We start from the raw sequence: 16,554 nt of genomic DNA on the forward strand, positions 1-16,554 counted from the left end.
GGCAGCGCTACCATTTGGAGTTGGCAACGCTGCCAAAATGCTCTAATGAAATTGGCAGCGCTGCCAACGTGCGACTGACGTACCTTCTGCCTCCCAGACCTGACACCCGGAGGCGCAGACCTTTTCTCACAAGACTGGAGAACCTGCTCATGCCACCGCTTGCTGAAAACTCGGGCTCGGCCGTTCTCGCAGCCGTCATCGGTCTTGGCTCCATGGGGCTTGGAATGGCCCGGTCGATGAAGCGCGCAGGTCTCGACGTCGTTGGATATGACATCATGCCGGCGGCAGTAGACCGCTTCATCGCCGACGGCGGACGTGGGGCGGCGACCCCTGCCGCTGCGGCAAAGGACGCCGACATTGTCGTCTCCGTGGTCGTCAACGGCGCGCAGACCGAGGCCGTGATGTTCGGGCCTCAAGGCGTCGCGAGCACAATGAAGCCCAGCGCCGTCTTCATCTCGTCGGCCACCATGGATCCCGCCGTCGCGCGCGATCTGGCCGGGCGGGTGGAGGCTCTCGGCCTGCATTACCTCGACGCGCCGATTTCAGGCGGCGCGGCCAAGGCGGCGCGGGGCGAACTGACGATCATGGCCTCCGGCTCCAGACAGGCCTTCGACACCGCGCGTCCGGGTCTCGATGCCATGGCCGCCAAGGTCTACGAGCTTGGCGACGAGGCCGGAAAAGGTGCTGCCTTCAAGATGATCAACCAGCTTCTCGCCGGCGTCCACATCGCGGCCGCCTGTGAGGCGATAACCTTTGCCGCCAAGCAGGGCCTCGACCTCGACAAGGTCTATGAGGTGATCACCGCGTCGGCCGGCAATTCCTGGATGTTCGAAAACCGCGTGCCGCATGTGCTGGCCGGAGACTATACTCCGCTCAGCAGCATCGAGATTTTCGTCAAGGATCTCGGTATCGTCCAAGACATGGCCCGCTCTGAGCGTTACCCGGTACCGCTCGCGGCAGCAGCCTTGCAGATGTATCTTGCCGCCTCCGGGGCGGGCATGGGCCGTGACGACGATTCCTCGCTCGCGCGGCTCTACGCCAAGCTTTCGGGCGCTGAATTGCCCGGTTCCACCAAAGGGCTGCAGAGCCTGTAAAAGGAACGCTCGACATGCCGGTTTTCGCCGCCAACCTGACGATGATGTTCAACGAATGGGCGTTCCTCGACCGCTTCGACGCCGCAGCCGATGCAGGCTTTGCCGCCGTCGAATACCTCTTTCCCTATGAAGCCGCGCCCGAGGCGATCGCCGAACGGCTTGACCGCAACAATCTGCAGCAGGCCCTCTTCAATCTGCCGCCAGGCGACTGGGCATCCGGCGAGCGGGGCATCGCGGCCCTTCCCGGACGCTTCGATGCGCTGAAAGCCGATGTCGAGCGGGCATTGGACTATGCGGAGGCGACCGGGGTCAGACGGTTGCACCTGATGGCAGGCATCGCCGACCATCATGACGAAGGCGCCTCCTCCTGTTATCGGCGCTCCGTCACCTATGCTGCAGAGCGGCTTGCGGAAAAAGGCATCGATCTGCTGCTCGAGCCGATCAACGGGCGAAACATGCCTGGATATTTCCTCAACGACTTCGGCGCCGCCGAACGGCTGATTGCCGAATCCGGTCTGCCGAACCTGAAGCTGCAGTTCGACATCTATCACCGTCAGATCATCCATGGCGACGTCACCATGGCATTGCGACGCCTGCTGCCGATCACCGGCCATATCCAGATCGCCAGTGTGCCGTCACGCAATGAGCCGGATGGGGAGGAGTTGAACTATCCCTATCTGTTCGGCGAAATCGACCGCCTGGCTTACGACGGTTTCGTCGGCTGCGAATACATTCCGCGCGACCACACTCTCGACGGTCTTGGCTGGTTCAAACCTTTTGCACGGAGCTAGACGATGGCTATTTTCCTCGGATCAATCGCTGACGACTATACGGGCGCATCCGACCTCGCCAACACCCTGACGAAGAACGGTCTGCGCACGGTACAGACGGTCGGCATTCCCGACCCGTCGCTGGCACTACCGGATGTCGACGCCGTGGTCGTTTCCCTGAAGATCCGCTCCGTCTCGGCCTCGGACGCCGTGACGGCTGCCATCAGCGCTGAGCGATGGCTGCGCCAGCGGGGTGCCGGCCATGTGCTCTACAAGATCTGCTCGACATTCGATTCCACCGATGCCGGCAATATCGGTCCGGTCACCGAAGCCTTGAGGGAGGCGGCGGGCGGCGGCGTCGTGCTGGTAACACCCGCCTTTCCGGAAACGGGACGCACCGTCTATCTTGGCCATCTCTTCGTCGGTGGACAGCCGCTGAACGAAAGCCCGCTCAAGGACCACCCCCTCAATCCGATGCATGACGCCAATCTCGTGCGGGTTCTCACCCGACAATCGCGCAACGCTGTCGGACTGGTCGATCTCACGACCATCGCGGCCGGACCCGGCGCCGTCAAGGCGAGGCTCGATGACCTGCGCATGGCAGGTTGCACTGCTGTGATCGCCGATGCAGTTTTCGAACGGGATCTTGAAACGCTCGGCGAGATCGCTCTGGAAACGCCAGTGTCCACCGGTGCGTCCGGCCTCGGCCTCGGCCTTGCCCGCGCGCTCGTCCGCTCCGGTCGGATTTCCTCCGGCGGTGCAACGACGACGGACGCCATTCGCCCGGTGGGCGGGCTTTCCGCGATCGTTGCCGGCAGTTGCTCCAAGGCGACGCTCCGCCAGCTCGACATCGCCGAACGGTCGATGCCCGTCCTGCGGCTCGACCCGGAGCGGCTGCTTGCCGGTCCCGATGAAATCGCCGCGGCGATTTCCTGGGCCGGAGACCGCATCTCCGCCGGCCCCGTCGTCATCGCCGCGAGTGCTGCGCCTGAAACCGTGTCCCGGCTGCAATCGCTCCATGGACGAGAGGCATCCGGCCACGCGATCGAGACCGCGACGTCGATCATCACAGCCGAACTGGTGGAGAGAGGCGTGCGGCGCCTGGTGGTCGCCGGCGGCGAAACCTCGGGCGCGGCCGTCGACAGGCTCGCCATTCCGGCATTTCTGATCGGCCCGGAGATTGCGCCCGGCGTGCCGGTGCTGCGCACGATCGGCAATGCGCAGGGCGACATGCTTCTGGCGCTGAAATCAGGAAACTTCGGAGGCGAGGATTTCTTTACGGCAGCGCTGGCGATGATGCGCTGACAGACCTGGGATCCGATGAATATCGGTCGGTTCTAGCATAAGATGCGGCGCCCCATGACAGCAACGCCATAAGATACTGCTTGAACCATGGCCTTCAGACGATCTGCCCGCCGGCGCTCCGGCAGACTGGCGGGCACGACATGAAGGACGGCCCCATGCAAACAAGTCAGATCGAAATCGTCCCGTTCGGCCCCGATCATCTGGAAGCCGCCGTCGCGCTCTCAAGACAGGCGGGCTGGCCGCATCGGACGGAAGACTGGCAGCTGGCGCTCGCCTTGAGCGACGGGATGGTTGCGGTCGAGGATGGCAGGGTCGTCGGCACCGTCCTCGTCACGCCGTACAAGGGAGATTGTGCGACGATCAATATGGTCATCGTCGACGAGACGATGCGCGGCAGGGGTCTCGGCCGCAAGCTCATGGACGCCGCATTGCTGGCCGCCGGAGACCGGCCGCTGAGGCTGGTGGCGACGACGGCAGGTCTGCCGCTCTACCAGAAGCTTGGTTTCCACGAGACGGGACCCGTGGCGCAACATCAGGGCCTTGCCGGCGACATCGCCGCGCCGGCGGAAACGCAAGCCGCCACCGACGCCGACCTCCCGGCTATCGCGGCACTCGATCGCCGTGCCTTCGGCGCCGACCGCGAAGGGTTGCTCTCTTATTTCGCCGGGATCGGCGAATTCGCCGTCATTCGTCGCGATGGCCGCGTCTCCGGCTTCGCTTGCCTGCGTCCCTTCGGCCGCGGCGAAGTGATCGGACCCGTGGTGGCCGCCAACCTCGGCGAGGCCCGAAAACTCATCGAACATTTCATCGCCAGACGGTCCGGACGGTTCCTCAGGGTCGACACCACTGATGAGACCAGGCTTTCCCGATGGCTCGCCGAACACGGGCTCGCCCATGTCGGCGGTGGGATCACGATGGAAAAGCCGTTGGTTCGCCAAGCTGCCGACCCTGCCGTCACCACCTTTGCCCTCGCCAGCCAGGCGCTCGGCTGATCCGGAGATCTCCATGTACAGCAATTCCCTCATCGAACTCGATCGCGCTCACCTCATCCATCCGGTCGCCTCCTACCGCGGCCACGAAAAGCTCGGCGTGCGTGTGCTGGCCTCGGCCAAGGGCGCGACGGTCACCGACGCCTCTGGCAAGCAGCTGATCGACGGCTTCGCCGGCCTCTGGTGCGTCAATGCCGGTTACGGCCACGAGAGCATCGTCGAGGCAGCGGCCCGGCAGATGCGCGAGCTTCCCTATGCGACGGCCTATTTCGGCCTCGGCTCCGAGCCCGCGATCCGGCTTGCCGGCGAACTCGCCGACCGCGCGCCTGGCGATCTCAACCATGTCTATTTCACGCTCGGCGGCTCCGATGCGGTGGACAGCACGGTCCGCTTCATCCGCTACTATTGGCATGCCCGTGGACAGCCTCAGCGCGATCAGTTCATCTCCGTCGAACAGGGCTATCATGGTTCCTCGACGGTCGGCGCGGGTCTGACCGCGCTGCCTGCCTTCCATGCCGGCTTCGGCGTTCCATTCGATTGGCAGCATAAGATTCCGTCTCACTACGCCTATCGCAACCCGGTGGGCGACAATCCGCAGGCGATCATCGACGCCTCGCTTGCGGCGCTGAAAAGCAAGGTCGAGGCGATCGGGCCGGAACGCGTTGCCGCCTTCTATGTCGAGCCGATCCAGGGCTCGGGCGGCGTTCTGGTGCCGCCGAAAGGCTGGATGAAAGCCATGCGCGAATTCTGCCGCGCGCACGACATCCTTTTCGTCGCGGACGAAGTGATCACCGGCTTTGGCCGCACCGGCCCGCTTTTTGCCTGCACCGAGGATGAGATCGTGCCCGATTTCATGACGACCGCCAAGGGCCTCACCTCCGGCTACGTCCCCATGGGCGCCGTCTTGATGGCCGATCACGTCTATCAAACGATTGCCGAGGGCGCCGGTGCTGCCGCCGTCGGCCATGGCTACACCTATTCGGCCCATCCCGTCAGCGCCGCGGTCGGCCTCGAAGTCCTGAGGCTTTACGAAAATGGCCTTCTCGAAAACGGCGTCAGGGCCGGCGCGCGGCTGATGCGGGGACTGGAGTCGCTGAGGGATCATCCGCTCGTCGGCGATGTCCGCGGCCGCGGCATGCTGGCCGCCGTCGAGCTCGTGGTCGACAAGGTGAACAAGACGCCGTTGCCGGCATCCGCCGAACCCGCCCGCCGCATCTTCGATCGCGCCTGGGAAAACGGCCTCGTCATCCGCGCGTTCGGCAATGGTGTGCTCGGCTATGCGCCGCCGCTCTGCTGCACCGAAACGGAGATAGACGCGATCGTCGAGCGCACCCGCATCACGCTGGACGAGACGCTGGAGGACCCGGACGTGCGGCGGGCGCTGCAGGCCTGAGAATATCGGGAAACGGTCAGATTCGGTATTTTGTGCCGCCTTGTGACGTCTATTCGGCGAATCCGGCGCAGTGCAGGTGACAAACTGAAGTCAACGAAAGGCCTGGATCCCGGCAGATGCGGCCTTCCCATACAAGAGCGGGACAATGACCCCGCCAGCGGAACAGAATTTTCTTCTTCGAGAAGCCGCGCTCCGACAGGAGCCGAAACACTGGGGAATTCACGTGAGCAAGAGCCTTTCGGAATTCAAATACATGACCTTCGACGTCGTCGGCACGCTTATCGACTTCGAGGGCGGTCTCAAGGCCTGCCTTGCCGAGATTGCCACCGAGGCGGGGACTGAAATCAACGGTGAGCAGGCCCTTAGCCTCTACCGGGCAGCCCGCTACTCCGAAGACGCCGATCTTTTTCCCGACGACCTTGCGCGCGTCTACCTCGCGATCGCGCCGAAGCTCGGCCTGCCCACTGAGCAAAAATATGGCGAACGGCTGCGGGACTCGGCGAAGAGCTGGAAGGGTTTTGCAGACAGCGCCGCAGCGCTGGCCAGTCTTGCTAGGCATTACCGCCTCGTTGCGATGACCAATGCCCGCCGCTGGGCATTCGATTTCTTCGAGAAAGAGCTTGGCAATCCCTTTTATGCCGCCTTCACCGCGGATGATACCGGGACTGAGAAACCCGATCCCGCCTTCTTCGAGACGGTATTCGACTACGTCGCCTCGCAAGGGCATTCGAAGGACGACATCCTGCATGTCGCCCAGAGCCAGTACCACGATATCGGGATTTCCCGGAAACTCGGGCTGACCAATTGCTGGATCGAGCGGCGACATGCCGAGAAGGGTTACGGCGGCACGATCGAACCGGCCGAGTTCACCAAACCCGATTACCATTTCACCTCCATGGCCGGCCTTGCCGATGCCGTGGCCGCCGCGCGCGCCTGACTTTGAAAGCAGATCGGGCCTGCCCGCAACGGGCAGCCCGCCACACAAGAAAAGGGGAATGAGATGAACGACAAGATCACCAATTGGACCAGATCCGACGACTCCATGGTCGAAAGCGCCATCCGTCGTGGCGCCACTCGTCGCGAGTTGTTGCATATGATGCTCGCGGGCGGCGTGGCCCTGTCTGCCGGCGGGCTCGTGCTTGGCCGTGCCGGCAAGGCGCTCGCCGCCACGCCCGTTTCCGGCGGCTCGCTCAAGGCGGCCGGCTGGTCGTCCTCGACGGCCGATACGCTCGACCCCGCCAAGGCGTCGCTCTCCACCGACTATGTCCGGTGCTGCTCCTTCTATAACCGCCTTACCTTCCTCGACAAATCAGGCACGCCGCAGATGGAGCTTGCCGACGCGATCGAGTCCAAGGATGCGAAGACCTGGACGGTCAAGCTGAAGAACGGCGTTACTTTCCATGACGGCAAGCCGCTGACCGCCGATGACGTAGTTTTCTCGCTGAAGCGCCATCTCGACCCATCCGTCGGCTCGAAGGTCGCCAAGATCGCCGCCCAGATGACCGGCTTCAAGGCGGTCGACAAACAAACCGTCGAGATCACGCTCGCCAGCCCGAATGCCGACCTGCCGACCATTCTGTCGATGCATCACTTCATGATCGTCGCCGACGGCACGACCGATTTCACCAAGGCCAACGGCACCGGCGCCTTCGTCAAGGAAGTCTTCGAGCCGGGCGTTCGCTCGGTCGGGATCAAGAACAAGAATTACTGGAAATCCGGCCCGAACGTCGATTCCTTCGAATATTTCGCCATCAGCGACGACAATGCCCGCGTTAACGCGCTGCTTTCGGGCGACATCCACCTCGCAGCCTCGATCAATCCGCGCTCGATGCGCCTCGTCGAGACCCAGGGCGACGGCTTCACCTTGTCGAAGACCACCTCCGGCAACTACACCAATCTCAACATGCGACTCGATATGGAGCCCGGCAACAAGCGGGATTTCGTCGAGGGCATGAAGTATCTCGTCAACCGCGAACAGATCGTCAAAGCGGCGCTGCGCGGTCTCGGCGAAGTTGGCAACGACCAACCCGTTTCGCCTGCGAATTTCTATCATGACGCAGAGCTGAAAGCGCGGGCCTTCGATCCCGACAAGGCGAAGTTCCACTTCGACAAGGCCGGTGTGCTTGGCCAATCCATCCCGATCATCGCCTCCGATGCGGCGGCTTCCTCGATCGACATGGCCATGATCATCCAGGCGGCCGGCGCCGAAATCGGCATGAAGCTCGACGTCCAGCGGGTACCTTCCGACGGTTACTGGGACAATTACTGGCTCAAGGCGCCGATCCACTTCGGCAATATCAACCCGCGTCCGACCCCTGATATCCTCTTCTCCCTGCTCTACACCTCGGACGCTCCGTGGAACGAAAGCCAGTACAAGTCGGAGAAGTTCGACAAGATGCTGATCGAGGCGCGCGGCTCTCTCGATCAACACAAGCGCAAGACGATCTATAACGAGATGCAGGGCATGGTCGCCCAGGAAGCCGGCACTATCATTCCGGCCTATATCTCGAACGTCGATGCCACGACAGCCAAGCTCAAGGGCCTGGAAGCCAACCCGCTTGGCGGCCAGATGGGATATGCTTTTGCGGAATATGTCTGGCTTGAAGCCTGATACGGCAAAGGAGACTGGGGCTGCAGCCGCGCCCCAGTTCCTCCATCTGCATTGATGGAACTTAACTCGAACGCAAAGGGAAGACGCCCGTGAACCGCCAGGTCTTATCCCTTGTACTGAGCAGATTGTTCGTCGCCGTGATCACCCTGGTGATCGTCTCCTTCGCCGTCTTCTTCGCGACAACGCTGTTGCCGGGAGATACGGCGACGATCCTGCTCGGCCAAGCCGCCACGCCGGAAGCCGTCGAAGGCCTGCGCAAGGCCATGCATCTCGACGAACCAGCGCTCTTTCGTTTCCTGCGCTGGATCGTCGGGTTGCTGCAGGGCGATCTCGGCACGTCCTATGCCAACGAAATGCCGGTCGCCGCTCTCATTGCGGGCCGCTTCGTCAATACGCTGAAACTTGCCGGCGTCACCGCGCTGTTCTCCGTGCCGATTGCGCTGACGCTCGGGATCACCGCGGCGATGCTGCGCGGCACCCTTTACGACCGGATCGTCACCGTGATCACCATCGGCGTCATCTCCGTGCCGGAGTTCATGGTCGCGACCTCCGCCGCGCTCATCTTCGCCGTCTATCTGAAATGGCTGCCGGCGCTGTCTTTCGCCAATGAGGTGCACAGTCTGACCGATCTGTTGCGCGTCTATGCCATGCCGGTGATCACCCTCACCTTCGTCGTCTCGGCCCAGATGATCCGCATGACGCGCGCGGCTGTAATCGAGACGCTCAACACACCCTATGTCGAGATGGCATTGCTCAAGGGCGCTTCCCGCCCGCGCATCGTTTTTCGCCATGCACTGCCGAATGCGCTCGGCCCGATCGTCAATGCCGTTGCGCTTTCGCTGTCCTATTTGCTTGGAGGCGTCATCATCGTCGAGACCATTTTCAACTATCCCGGTATCGCCAAGCTGATGCTGGATGCCGTCGCCACCCGCGACCTGCCGCTGATCCAGAGCTGCGCGATGATTTTCTGCCTGGGTTATCTGCTCCTGATCACCATCGCCGATATCATCGCCATCCTTTCCAATCCGAGGCTCCGATGACCATGACCAGTTCCGAAACCACCTCCGGCCGGCTGTCCGGAACCCGGTTTGGCTATCGCTTCAACATCGTCGGCGCGATTGGCTTCACTGTGATCCTCTCATGGGCGCTCGTTGCGATCTTCGCGCCATGGGTCATCCCCTACCCCGTCGGCGAGATTATCGATCTCGACTATTTCGGCCCGATGAGTCGGGAACTCTGGCTCGGCTCCGATTATCTCGGCCGCGACATGCTCTCGCGGATTCTGATGGGCGCGCGCTATACAGTCGGTATCTCGCTCGCTGCGGTAACGATCGCCTGCTTCAGCGGCGTCGTGCTCGGCATGATCGCAGCGGTCGCCGGCGGCTGGCTGGACACGATCCTCAGCCGCTTCCTCGACGCCCTCAACTCCATCCCGAGCAAGTTGTTCGGCCTGGTGGTCGTCGCTGCCGTCGGCTCGTCGGTCCCGGTGCTGATCATGACGCTGTCGGTGATCTACATCCCAGGCGCTTATCGCTTCGCCCGGGCGCTCGCCGTCAACATCAATGCGATGGATTTTATCACGGTCGCGCGCATCCGCGGCGAAAGCACCCTCTATCTCATTCGCTCGGAAATCCTGCCCAACATCGTCGGGCCGGTGCTTGCCGATCTCGGCATCCGCTTCGTCTTCATCGTTCTGCTGCTCTCCGGGCTTTCCTTCCTCGGCCTTGGCGTCCAGCCGCCCTATGCCGATTGGGGTGCGCTCGTACGTGAGAACATCGGCGGCCTGCCATTCGGTGCGCCGGCGGTGATGTTTCCCTCGCTTGCCATCGCCAGCCTGACGATCAGCGTCAACCTGCTGATCGACAACCTGCCGCAGAAAATTCGCGACCGGAGCACGTCATGAGCAATTTCATCGAAATCCGTGACCTGAAGGTCGAGGCCACCACCGATTCCGGCCGACGCGTCGAAATCATCAAGGGTGTCAGCCTCGATGTTGCCGAGGGCGAGATCGTTGCGCTGATCGGCGAGAGCGGCTCGGGCAAGACAACCATCGCCCTGACCCTGATGGGCCATACCCGTGCGGGCTGTCGTATCTCCGGCGGCAGCGTTTCGGTCGGCGGCAAGGACATGGTCACGCTCAGCGAGAAGCAGCGCGCCAAGGTGCGCGGCACCGAAGTCGCCTATGTCCCGCAATCGGCGGCTGCCGCGTTCAACCCGGCCACATCGATCATGGACCAAGTGATCGAAGTCACGCGTATTCACCAGCTGATGTCGCCTGATGATGCGCGGGCCCGGGCCGTCGAGCTCTTCCGGGCGCTGTCCCTGCCGGAGCCCGAGACGATCGGCAACCGTTATCCGCACCAGGTTTCCGGCGGCCAGCTGCAACGTCTGGCGGCCGCCATGGCGCTGATCGGCGACCCGACCCTCGTCATCTTCGACGAGCCGACGACGGCGCTCGACGTCACGACCCAGATCGAAGTGCTGCGCGCTTTCAAATCGGTCATGAAAAAGGGCGGCATCGCTGGCGTTTATGTCTCGCACGACCTTGCCGTCGTCGCCCAGATCGCCGACCGCATCGTGGTCTTGAAAGGCGGAGAGACCCAGGAAACTGGCACCACAGACGAAATCCTCAACAATGCCAAGCATCCCTATACCAGGGAGCTGCTCGCAGCCTTCGAACCGAAACCGCGTGGCGCAACTGGCCCCGCCGAACCCGCGACGGCTCCCCTGCTGAGCATCGAAGGTCTTGTCGCGGGCTATGGGCAGCGCCAGGCCGATGGCCTGCCGCTCGTTCGCGCGGTCGAGCATGTGAGCCTGAAGGTGGAAAGAGGCCGCAATCTCGGTATTATCGGCGAATCCGGTTGCGGCAAGTCGACGCTCGCCCGCACAATCGCCGGCATCCTGCCGGCGGCGGTCGGCAAGATCGTCTTCGACGGCACGGAACTGCATCGCAACGCGCGCGAGCGCTCGCGTGATGAGTTGCGCGAGATGCAGATCGTCTTCCAATATGCCGATACCGCACTCAACCCGGCAAAATCGGTAGAGGACATCCTCGACAGACCTTTGGTCTTTTACCACCGCATGGATCGAAAGGCGCGGAACGCCCGGATCGATCAGCTGCTCGACATGGTACGTCTGCCCCGCAACCTGCGCCATCGCCGGCCGGGCGAACTCTCGGGCGGGCAGAAGCAGCGCGTCAACTTCGCCCGGGCACTCGCCGCCGATCCGAAGCTGATCCTCTGCGATGAGATCACCTCGGCGCTCGACACGGTGGTCGCCGCCGCGGTCATCGACCTGCTCAAGGAATTGCAGCGCGAACTCGGCCTCTCCTACATCTTCATCAGCCACGACCTCTCGGTGGTGGAGGCGATCTGCGACGAGATCGTCGTGATGTATGGCGGCCGCAAGGTCGAGGAAATCACATCCCTGACGGTGAAGGCACCGCAACACCCCTATTCGCAACTGCTCTTCTCGTCGGTGCCGACGCTCGATCCGGCCTGGCTCGACGGGCTCCAGCAGGATCCGGAACTGGTGCGGGCCTACTGCCGGCATTGAGCGCCGATTCTACTGCAAAATTTCTCAGGTCGGATTTGCTTCAAGAAATTGTGCGGCAAACTGCACTCCCCTCCTCGAACCAAGAGTTGGGCGCTTACTCGATCAAGCGCGCACCGGGTCAGGGTCGTGCTGGAAAGCCTCGACTCCACGGCAGGAGCCCGGCAAGTGGCAGCGAACATGGCTTTGGAAGGTAAGGCCGAAAATTTTGTCGCAAGTCCTTCCAACCAGTAGAAGCTGATAGTTATAGCGAGAACAACCTACGACAGAGAGAACCTGTATCCGCGCAGGACTGGTGAGAGACGCGAAAAAAATGCGCAGTTTTGCTGAAATAGCTCTAATGCGGAAATAGGGTGGTCAGCGGCATGTGGGCCTTGATAATCGGCGATTTCAGGACAACGAAGCTGAAATATTTGTCGATGCCGACGTCCAGGTCGGTCAGCCGCTCCATGATCGTCTGGTATTCGTCTATCCCGGCAGTGACGAATTTCAGCATATAATCGTAGCCGCCCGAAACCAGATGACATTCGATCACCTGGTCGACCTTCTCGATCGCCGCCAGGAAGCGGGCGAAGTCGATCTGCCGGTGGTTTTTCAGGGTGATCTCGGTGAACACGGTCAGCGTCTGCCCCAGTTTGCTGACGTTGATCTGAGCCGAATAACCTTCGATATATCCCTCCGACTGCAGCTTCTTCACCCGCATCAGGCAGGGGCTTGGCGAAAGATTGACCAGTTCGGCGAGTTCCACATTGGTGACGCGGCCGTTCTTCTGCAGTTCGTAGAGAATTTTTACGTCGATCCGGTCGAGTTTCATCTCACACGCCCTCATTTGCTCGAGATCGCCAATCACGCAGCAGATTATGCTGCTGCTTGCCGGCACCAACCTTAACACATGACGTTGGCCTGTCGATCGCGTTGCAGGACAGGCCGAAGCACAAACGACTGCTGGCATGCTCCCGACACGGAATCTTCTGCTGCCACCAACCGATCTCCGGCAAAGCCGTGGCGTCGGATCCGCTACACTACGCTTAAAACGGAGACTCTCCCATGCCCGCACCGCTCAATCGCGTCGACACCACGCCGGAACTGCCTTCCACCGCTGATGTCGTGGTCATCGGCGGCGGCATCGTCGGCGTTTTCACGGCCTATTATCTCGCCCGGCGCGGATTGAAGGTGGCCCTCGTCGAGAAGGGTCTGATCGGCGCCGAACAATCGAGCCGCAACTGGGGCTGGTGCCGCCAGCAGAACCGCGACGCCCGCGAACTGCCGATGTCGACGAAGAGCCTCGACCTGTGGGAGCGCTTCGCCACTGAGACCGGGGAGGACACCGGCTTCCATCGTTGCGGCCTCTTCTATCTCAGCAATAGCGACGAGGAACTGTCCGGTTGGGCCCGCTGGCGCGATTTCGCCCGCTCGGTCGGCGTCACGACGCATATGCTGAACAGCGCCGAGGCAACCGAACGCGGGCATGCCACCGGCACTTCATGGAAAGGCGGGGTGTTTTCGCCGACCGACGGCACCGCCGATCCGGCGAGCGCTGCACCGGCCGTCGCGCGTGCGATCCTGAAACTCGGCGGCACGGTGCATCAGTCCTGCGCGGCCAGAGGCCTCGACGTCGAAGGCGGCCGGCTCTCGGGCGTCGTCACCGAGCATGGCACGATCCGGACAAAGATCGCCGTCCTCGCCGGTGGTGCCTGGGCCTCCTCCTTCTGTCGTCAGCTCGGCATTCGATTTCCGCAAGCCTCGATACGCTCCTCGATCCTCGCCGTATCTCCAGGCGCGAGCGGCCTGCCGGATGCGCTGCATACATCAGCCGTTTCGGTAACGCGGCGCCGCGATGGTGGTCACACGCTCGCGATCAGCGGCCGCGCCCGTGTCGATCCGACGCCACAGCAGTTCCGCTTCGCGCGGCAATTCCTGCCGATGTTCGCCCGGCGCTGGCGCAGTCTCGCACCAGGCGGGCTGGAGGGCTTTCGCTCCGGCCACGAATCTCTGGCCCGCTGGCGGCTCGACAGACCGACGCCAATGGAGCGCATGCGAATCCTCGACCCGACGGTCGACGAGGCCACCATCGCGCTTACGCATTCGCGGGCGCTCGAGCTTCTCCCTGCCTTGAAGAAAACCGCCATCAGCGCGACTTGGGCCGGCTATGTCGACAGCACGCCCGACGGCGTACCAGGGATCGGCGAGATCGCCACCTTGCCCGGTTTCATCCTCGCTGCCGGCTTCAGCGGCCACGGCTTCGGCATCGGGCCTGGCGCCGGTCATCTGATTGCCGATATCGTCACCGGCGATGAGCCGATCGTTGATCCGAGACCCTACCACCCCGACCGCTTCGGTGGATCCGCCTGGGGCAAAGTGGCCGATTTTTAGGACACGGTCGGCCTTTGCGCGGCGTTCGACGACGCGGATCGGCACGACTTTGGTACCGGCCATAGGAGCCGATGCGTCGCGCTTCGATCGCCACGATCACGAAAAACCGGCGGTCAAGGGAAGGTGTGTCCGCTTCGGTTCCTCACTGGCATTATTAGCAATCAAGGCGCGCAATGCTGCCGCCACAGGCGTGCCGAGGACAGCGAGATCGCGCACCGTGCTCATGTGATTGCCGTCTGCGACCTGCGATGCCCGCACGTCAAGCCCTTGGGCGGCAAGAATGCCCCTGAAGGCATTTGCCTGAATTTTGAACGGACCAGTTTCCTGTTCGCCGGTCATGATGGCGACACGCGTTGCAGGATCGTGCTCATGACGCATGGGCGTAAACCGTCGCACCTCCTCGTCGCTCAGGGCGATCTCGTCCCGCAGGAAAGACGTCTGCAGGGGTTCCAGATCGTATAGCCCGCCAAGCAGGAAAGCAGCGACGACCCCCGAAGGCGCTGAGCGATGAAAGAGAAAGGTTGCAAGATGTGCACCGGCGGAGTGGCCGCTGACGGAAAACCGCTTTGACGTGGCGCCAAAACGATCGGCATGCGCCAGCAGAAAAGCCTTGGCCTTCAGGACCTGACCAACCAGGGCGTCCATTCTCGCCGTGGGCATCAACGAATAATCGACGATGGCTGCGACCGCGCCGGCGCCGGTGATCGTTTCAGCGACGCAGGAATAGTCCTCCTTGGAAAACATCCGCCAATAGCCGCCATGGATGAACATGTGGATCGGCATGTCCGAGCCGGCGCTGTTTGGCAGGAAGATATCGAGCGTCTCGCCAGGCCTATCCCCGTAGGCGATGTTGGCCTCCATGGCGACAGTGCGCCGCGTTGCAAGGCTGCGAGCTCGGATATCGTCAACGATCGCGTCGAAATCTGCGACATGGTCACGAATGCGGAACGGATCGGCGGCCACAGGTTCCTCCCTCAGAAACTTGTCGCAATGTACTTGGCTTCCATGAACTCGGCGATACCGTGATGCTGCCCTCCTTCACGTCCAAGGCCGCTCTGTTTCACACCGCCAAAGGGAGCGGCGGGATCGGAGACCAGTCCACGATTGAGCGCGATCATGCCGGCCTCGATCTTGGAGGCGACGCGCATGCCGCGGCCAATGTCGCGGGTATAGATGTAGGCGGCGAGGCCATATTCCGTATCGTTGGCGGCAGCGATGACTTCTGCCTCGCTCTCGAAACGGTAGAGCGGCGCGACGGGACCGAAAATCTCCTCGCAGCCCATATCGGAGGCCGGGGAAACATCGACAAGCACCGTCGGCCGATAAAAAAAGCCGCGGCCTGCCAATGATCGTCCGCCGCAGAGGACACGCGCTCCCCGCGAAATGGCGTCCTCAACAAGGCGCTCGATCTTGCCCACCGCCTTGCGCGTGATCATCGGACCGCATTCCGTATCCGCATCCACACCCGAGCCTACGTTGAGGGCGGCCATGCGTTGGGTAAATTTTTCGGCGAAGGCATCGTGGATACCGGACTGGATATAAATGCGGTTTGCCGCCGTGCAGGCCTCACCCGCATTGCGCATTTTCGCGACCATCAGACCCTCGATCGCCGCGTCGATGTCCGCATCGTCGAAAACGATGAACGGCGCGTTGCCGCCAAGTTCCATGGAGCAGGAGATGACATTTTTCGCCGCTTCCGCCAGAAGGGTACGGCCGACACCCGTCGAGCCTGTGAAGGAAAGTTTTCGCACGCGCGGGTCGGCCAGCATGGCGGCGATGACGGGGCCCGGCGTCGATGTTGTCATCACGTTCACGACGCCCGGCGGCACGCCAGCCTCCTCGTAGAGAGCCGCAAGCGCATAGGCCGTCAGCGGCGTCTCGCTCGCCGGCTTCAAGATGACGGTGCAACCTGCGGCAAGGGCAGGCGCGATCTTGCGGGTCGCCATCGCGGCCGGGAAGTTCCACGGTGTGATGAGAACGCAGATGCCGATAGGCTGGTAATCGACGACGATGCGGTTTCCACCGGCCGGGGCAATGCCGAACTCACCAGAAATGCGCACCGCCTCCTCGGCGTTCCACCGAAAGAACTCCGCCGCATAGGCCACCTCGCCGCGCGCGTCGCGCAACGCCTTCCCGTTCTCGAGCGAAATGAGCCTGGCAAGCGTTTCGGAGCGCTCCACCATAAGTTCGAAGCAGCGGCGCAGGATCTCGGAACGCTTTCTCGGCGGCGTCTCGCGCCAGCTTTCCGCGGCGCTTGCGGCGGCCTCCACGGCCGCTGCCGCATCCGCAAGGGTCGCATCCGGCACGGCGGCAATGACGGCCTCGGTCGAGGGGTCGATCACCTCGATCCGACCCTCGCCCGCCGCAGGCCGCCAGGCGCCGCCAATATAGAGGCCGCGGGAGAACGAGTGGAGCCCGAAGGGATCGTGGTCTGGATGCGCAGAATGCTGGTTGACGTTCATGATGG

The 16,554-nt window shown here is 62.6% G+C and carries 14 protein-coding genes; 11 read left to right on the forward strand and 3 right to left on the reverse strand.

Features of this window, described 5'->3' with window-relative positions:
- Positions 1 to 149: 149 nt before the first annotated feature.
- The 10 genes from ltnD to ACM5SV_RS01420 all read left to right on the forward strand — a co-directional run bounded on the left by ltnD (position 150) and on the right by ACM5SV_RS01420 (position 11,717).
- On the forward strand, positions 150 to 1,094 hold the full coding sequence (ltnD, locus tag ACM5SV_RS01375; RefSeq protein ID WP_419424926.1) for an L-threonate dehydrogenase: 945 nt from the start codon (positions 150 to 152) through the stop codon (positions 1,092 to 1,094).
- Positions 1,095 to 1,108: 14 nt separating this feature from the next.
- Positions 1,109 to 1,885: a 2-oxo-tetronate isomerase gene (otnI, locus tag ACM5SV_RS01380; RefSeq protein WP_017996397.1), complete on the forward strand. Its 777-nt coding sequence runs from the start codon at positions 1,109 to 1,111 to the stop codon at positions 1,883 to 1,885.
- A 3-nt stretch (positions 1,886 to 1,888) separates the two neighbouring features.
- Complete coding sequence (gene otnK, locus ACM5SV_RS01385; RefSeq protein WP_419424927.1) at positions 1,889 to 3,169, forward strand: 3-oxo-tetronate kinase; 1,281 nt, start codon at positions 1,889 to 1,891, stop codon at positions 3,167 to 3,169.
- A 155-nt stretch (positions 3,170 to 3,324) separates the two neighbouring features.
- Positions 3,325 to 4,161 carry a GNAT family N-acetyltransferase gene (locus tag ACM5SV_RS01390; RefSeq protein WP_419424928.1) on the forward strand — a complete coding sequence of 279 codons (837 nt, stop codon included), beginning with the start codon at positions 3,325 to 3,327 and terminating at the stop codon, positions 4,159 to 4,161.
- Between the two features lie 13 nt (positions 4,162 to 4,174).
- Positions 4,175 to 5,551, forward strand: coding sequence for an aspartate aminotransferase family protein (locus tag ACM5SV_RS01395; RefSeq protein ID WP_419424929.1), 1,377 nt, complete (start codon positions 4,175 to 4,177; stop codon positions 5,549 to 5,551).
- Positions 5,552 to 5,774: 223 nt separating this feature from the next.
- Positions 5,775 to 6,488: an HAD-IA family hydrolase gene (locus tag ACM5SV_RS01400; RefSeq protein WP_419424930.1), complete on the forward strand. Its 714-nt coding sequence runs from the start codon at positions 5,775 to 5,777 to the stop codon at positions 6,486 to 6,488.
- A gap of 63 nt (positions 6,489 to 6,551) precedes the next feature.
- Positions 6,552 to 8,162 (forward strand): ABC transporter substrate-binding protein, encoded by a 1,611-nt coding sequence (locus tag ACM5SV_RS01405; protein ID WP_419424931.1) that lies wholly within the window; start codon positions 6,552 to 6,554, stop codon positions 8,160 to 8,162.
- 89 nt (positions 8,163 to 8,251) lie between these two features.
- Positions 8,252 to 9,202, forward strand: coding sequence for an ABC transporter permease (locus ACM5SV_RS01410; protein ID WP_012755388.1), 951 nt, complete (start codon positions 8,252 to 8,254; stop codon positions 9,200 to 9,202).
- Positions 9,199 to 10,065 (forward strand): ABC transporter permease, encoded by an 867-nt coding sequence (locus ACM5SV_RS01415; protein WP_003562928.1) that lies wholly within the window; start codon positions 9,199 to 9,201, stop codon positions 10,063 to 10,065. Before ACM5SV_RS01410 ends, ACM5SV_RS01415 begins: the two co-directional genes overlap by 4 nt.
- The gene (locus ACM5SV_RS01420) at positions 10,062 to 11,717 is read left to right on the forward strand and encodes an ABC transporter ATP-binding protein (protein ID WP_017996403.1); all 1,656 of its coding nucleotides are present in this window, start codon (positions 10,062 to 10,064) and stop codon (positions 11,715 to 11,717) included. The genes ACM5SV_RS01415 and ACM5SV_RS01420 overlap by 4 nt, the downstream gene beginning before the upstream one ends.
- A 334-nt stretch (positions 11,718 to 12,051) precedes the next feature.
- Here the strand turns inward: ACM5SV_RS01420 and ACM5SV_RS01425 are convergent, their stop codons facing one another.
- On the reverse strand, positions 12,052 to 12,528 hold the full coding sequence (locus tag ACM5SV_RS01425; RefSeq protein WP_003562931.1) for an Lrp/AsnC family transcriptional regulator: 477 nt from the start codon (positions 12,526 to 12,528) through the stop codon (positions 12,052 to 12,054).
- A gap of 233 nt (positions 12,529 to 12,761) precedes the next feature.
- On the opposite strand from ACM5SV_RS01425, the gene ACM5SV_RS01430 reads away from it, so the two are divergent.
- Entirely contained in the window at positions 12,762 to 14,087 is a 1,326-nt protein-coding gene (locus ACM5SV_RS01430; protein ID WP_419424932.1) for an NAD(P)/FAD-dependent oxidoreductase, read from the forward strand.
- 96 nt (positions 14,088 to 14,183) lie between these two features.
- On the opposite strand, the gene ACM5SV_RS01435 is transcribed toward ACM5SV_RS01430, so the two are convergent.
- Together ACM5SV_RS01435 and ACM5SV_RS01440 are read right to left on the reverse strand one after the other, a co-directional pair.
- Positions 14,184 to 15,050 carry an alpha/beta hydrolase gene (locus ACM5SV_RS01435; RefSeq protein ID WP_419424933.1) on the reverse strand — a complete coding sequence of 289 codons (867 nt, stop codon included), beginning with the start codon at positions 15,048 to 15,050 and terminating at the stop codon, positions 14,184 to 14,186.
- Between the two features lie 11 nt (positions 15,051 to 15,061).
- On the reverse strand, positions 15,062 to 16,549 hold the full coding sequence (locus ACM5SV_RS01440) for an NAD-dependent succinate-semialdehyde dehydrogenase (protein WP_419424934.1): 1,488 nt from the start codon (positions 16,547 to 16,549) through the stop codon (positions 15,062 to 15,064).
- Positions 16,550 to 16,554: the final 5 nt, after the last annotated feature.

This window comes from Rhizobium sp. CRRU65, from assembly GCF_048551595.1.
In the GTDB taxonomy this organism is placed as follows: domain Bacteria; phylum Pseudomonadota; class Alphaproteobacteria; order Rhizobiales; family Rhizobiaceae; genus Rhizobium; species Rhizobium leguminosarum_J.

Excerpts from the sequence above, each read along its gene's own strand:
- ACM5SV_RS01425 (WP_003562931.1), bottom strand. The coding sequence starts at position 12,528 with ATGAAACTCGACCGGATCGACGTAAAAATTCTCTACGAACTGCAGAAG.
- ACM5SV_RS01390 (WP_419424928.1), top strand. The coding sequence starts at position 3,325 with ATGCAAACAAGTCAGATCGAAATCGTCCCGTTCGGCCCCGATCATCTG.
- ltnD (WP_419424926.1), top strand. The coding sequence starts at position 150 with ATGCCACCGCTTGCTGAAAACTCGGGCTCGGCCGTTCTCGCAGCCGTC.
- ACM5SV_RS01395 (WP_419424929.1), top strand. The coding sequence starts at position 4,175 with ATGTACAGCAATTCCCTCATCGAACTCGATCGCGCTCACCTCATCCAT.
- ACM5SV_RS01440 (WP_419424934.1), bottom strand. The coding sequence starts at position 16,549 with ATGAACGTCAACCAGCATTCTGCGCATCCAGACCACGATCCCTTCGGG.
- ACM5SV_RS01420 (WP_017996403.1), top strand. The coding sequence starts at position 10,062 with ATGAGCAATTTCATCGAAATCCGTGACCTGAAGGTCGAGGCCACCACC.
- ACM5SV_RS01405 (WP_419424931.1), top strand. The coding sequence starts at position 6,552 with ATGAACGACAAGATCACCAATTGGACCAGATCCGACGACTCCATGGTC.
- otnK (WP_419424927.1), top strand. The coding sequence starts at position 1,889 with ATGGCTATTTTCCTCGGATCAATCGCTGACGACTATACGGGCGCATCC.
- otnI (WP_017996397.1), top strand. The coding sequence starts at position 1,109 with ATGCCGGTTTTCGCCGCCAACCTGACGATGATGTTCAACGAATGGGCG.
- ACM5SV_RS01430 (WP_419424932.1), top strand. The coding sequence starts at position 12,762 with ATGCCCGCACCGCTCAATCGCGTCGACACCACGCCGGAACTGCCTTCC.
- ACM5SV_RS01415 (WP_003562928.1), top strand. The coding sequence starts at position 9,199 with ATGACCATGACCAGTTCCGAAACCACCTCCGGCCGGCTGTCCGGAACC.